The 3,272-nt window shown below is 57.3% G+C and carries 4 protein-coding genes; 1 reads left to right on the plus strand and 3 read right to left on the minus strand.

Annotated elements, in window-relative coordinates; translation table 11 throughout:
- Positions 1 to 186, plus strand: a 186-nt coding sequence (locus ACX80E_RS17070; RefSeq protein ID WP_459303257.1) for a hypothetical protein, incomplete at its 5' end; no start/stop codon positions are given.
- 117 nt (positions 187 to 303) lie between these two features.
- On the opposite strand, the gene ACX80E_RS17075 is transcribed toward ACX80E_RS17070, so the two are convergent.
- The 3 genes from ACX80E_RS17075 to ACX80E_RS17085 all read right to left on the minus strand — a co-directional run bounded on the left by ACX80E_RS17075 (position 304) and on the right by ACX80E_RS17085 (position 3,100).
- A complete protein-coding gene (locus tag ACX80E_RS17075) occupies positions 304 to 681 on the minus strand; it encodes a hypothetical protein (protein ID WP_459303258.1) in 378 nt (125 codons plus the stop codon).
- Positions 682 to 1,972: 1,291 nt separating this feature from the next.
- Positions 1,973 to 2,593 (minus strand): hypothetical protein, encoded by a 621-nt coding sequence (locus ACX80E_RS17080; protein WP_459303259.1) that lies wholly within the window; start codon positions 2,591 to 2,593, stop codon positions 1,973 to 1,975.
- Between the two features lie 99 nt (positions 2,594 to 2,692).
- A complete protein-coding gene (locus tag ACX80E_RS17085; protein WP_459303260.1) occupies positions 2,693 to 3,100 on the minus strand; it encodes a hypothetical protein in 408 nt (135 codons plus the stop codon).
- Positions 3,101 to 3,272: the final 172 nt, after the last annotated feature.

Genomic DNA, 3,272 nt, shown 5'->3' on the forward strand with positions numbered 1-3,272 from the left:
ACTATTGAGTTCTCAAACAACAACCACACCCAGCCAACACACCCAAACCAACAAACAGTCCGCAATGATCAGTGCCGAGGCAACTTTTCAAGCTTACCCACAACGTTTCAGGAAAGCAAATCCACCAAACAGCGAACCAACCCACCAAAACACCACAAAAACACCGGCAAAACCGGCATCAAGTAGGGGGATTTTCGTTCCCCCAACAAGCGGGGCAACTCGAAAAACAATACACGCCTTTCCGCCAGCACGCAAACCCTCTGGCCATGTTGCCGGGCTAAGGAGCGGGCGGAAGTGAGACGGCTATTTGTTGACAGATTCCTTCAGGATGTACTTGGGCACGAGGACTGCACAAAGCGCTGTGACGGCCCAGACAATGAGTGTGGCGAAGATCCAGGTTACGAATCCATTGATGTTGATGCCGCCGAAGCCGAAGTCGGCAATGACGAGGGCTAGGAACGTTGAGATCAATGACGCAGCGCCAGCAAGCGCCGGCGTGTACTTGGTGGCCAGCTTGGCGACCAGTCCCACCAACAACGACTGTGCAACGGTAAAGACAATGACTGCAGTGAGGAATCCTGAGAAGCGCAGGTGGAGCCCCGGCAGAAATAGTGCAGCAAGAACAATGGCCACGGCGGAGCTGCCCAGTTGTACGCCGATGCCTATCAATAGTTTCTTCATGTCCCGAGCATAATCGCTGCGCAATATGAATGGGAGGATGCGCATACCTCAGACGGCTGTTGCCGCCGGCTCGTGCGGTGGCATGGCTATCAGGACTCTTCACATCCGGAGCGCCTCCTGCCTTCAGGTTGTTGAACTTGTGCGCAACTTCGACTGAGCATTAGCTCTACCAACGAAATGCTGCGCAGCCAGTTCTGTTCTCTGCAGCGACGCGGGATACCTCCTTAGTGCGGTAGTGCGAAATCTGGCTTGGTGCTTCTTCTGCGTGTCATGCAGGGGACACTGTGGACCACTAGTTGGGGAGAGGGAGGACCATCCTGTCTTAGCACCGGGCTTCGAGAGTATTGAGGACCGGCTTGGCCCTGTGAGGGTGGTTGCTTGCGGAAGCTGTCAGCGGCACTGAAGTGGCCCCGATGGAGCAGTGCGTTGATTGAACCCGCACATCTCAAACGAGTCACCCCGAATTTGGCCGGCTGCCGCGCCAAAGCTTTTGCATGCCGCCCGCCGAGATGACAAGAGAATCTCCGGCAGAACCATTGGAATCACTGCGCCCTTTAGTCCCAACAGTTCGATTGGCACAGGCGAAGCGAAAGTTTGACACACCACGCTTTCATGCTGGCCACCAGCTTGCGGGCCCTCAACAACACAAAGAGCATGCGACCGATGAAAGGTCCGTCAGGCCCGAAGGTCATGCTTCCTTACAGCGCGTTCGGAGCAGGCCGACTGCTCGTCTTTCCGGGCGGCGCTATCCCGAAGCAAATTACGTGCTCGAACACGGTCTCCTCATCCTCGTGGAAGGCCCAGACCTTGATGGCCAGCACCGGTATTCGTTCACCGATCACCTTCCAGTGCACTTGAGGCTTGTACGGTCGTCTAGGGCAGCCATGCAGCGTTGCTGTCTCCCTTACCAATGTTGTCCGTCTCTGAGACACGAGCGGCGGCTACCTACAATGCCGAAACATCTCGTGTCGAATTGGGGGTCACAGTGTTGGCGCGGGATCTTCGCGGGAACCGGATGAGTCTGTGGAGTCTGCTTCCAAATGGTACGCAAGTGTGGGTTTTGCCCGAGACGAGCGTGACCCACACGAGTCGAGGTGCGGCGGCGTCATTCAACGATTTCCCCGCCCACGAGATCAGCGTCCGCCGTCAAGCTCTGAGCAATACCACCCGCCCGGCCACGGTGGTGTAACCACACCAAATAGTCATGCCCTGTTGATACCGCCAGTTAATTCACAGCCCTAGTAAGCGTTGTACGATCTGGTATCCGCCGAACGGAGACCGGACCAGACACCTACTTCGGCCGCGCAGTACTCGGAATGGTGGTGGTCTCATCGAGCGGGCTCGTCACCGTCGTGATCTCACGCCCGGCAGGGTCAAGGGTGCAATCACTCTTAATGAGAAAGCTGGACCGCGTCTTGCCGGGCGTGTATTGGACGAAGCCCCCGTTTGGGGTGGTGGCGTTGATTTGCCGTGCTGTGACATTGCCGCCCATGTTCGTGAAGATGTTCCCGATGGTGTAGCCCAGCGATTCCCAATGGGCTTTCATGGCAGCGATCTCAGCATCCGGGTCAACGACTGCTCCTGCCTCGCGTCTGGTTCGGTAGTAGCGGCCGTCTTGCGAGGACTCCACCCGGCAAGCCTGCCCGTTATAGCCCGCCAAGTCATGGCGATCCCAACTCGGCCAGCTCGCTGTGGAGTGCTTCACGAGATCATCCCCGGCCTCCAAGGAATCGTTGAAAACGTGCTTCGCAGCACGTGTTCCGCCGAACGGTTTCTCAGTACTCGATCCAGTCACGGTTCCTCCAATGTCAGGTGATTCGGCCGGGCCACACCCCACTAACACCACGGTCAAGAGCGTGGCAATGGACAGGGCAATGACCCGGTTACTGTGACGGCTGTTGTTGCTGGGCACGGGACCTATTTTTCCGGGGCTGTACTGGGTGTGGTGGTTGATACATCGAGCGGGCTTGTCACCGTCGTTGCTTCCTTTGCCAACGGATCAAGGGTGCAGTCACTCTTGAGGTTGATTCCACTTCGTCCCTTTGGAGGGTGTGAAGACAACCCGCGTGCCCAGAGGTGTCGTTGCGCTGAGATCGATGCGTTGGTTTTCGCCCGGCCATGGCACTATCCCTTCGATTGTGTAGCCTTTGGCTTCCCAGCGAGATTTCATCGTCTCGACGGCAGACTTCGGATCTGCTACCGGCCCGCCGTCTCCGACCACGGTGTAGCTGTTACCGTTTTCCCTGGACTTGATACCGCACGATTCCGTACTGTAACCCGCAGTCCTCTTCAGGTCCCACCCCGGGAATGTGGTGCCGGAGTGCTGCACGGTGTCGTCGATGGTGTTCAGGAAGTCAGCGAATTCGTCCTTGGCCGGGCGGGTACCTCCGAAGGATTTGGGCGTGTTGTTTGCGGTCACGGTTCCTGAAGTTTCAGGTGATTCGCTCGGCCCACACGCCAAAAGCGATACACCCATAAGGTGGGGTTCCCCGCAAGTTGTGGACACGTGTTCTGCATCACGCGGCTTGCGTGAGTGCTTCTTCTTTCATTGCATGCGGCTCTTTTTGAGCGCGTAGGCCCTGCTCATGCTC

The organism is Arthrobacter sp. TMN-49, from assembly GCF_054511095.1.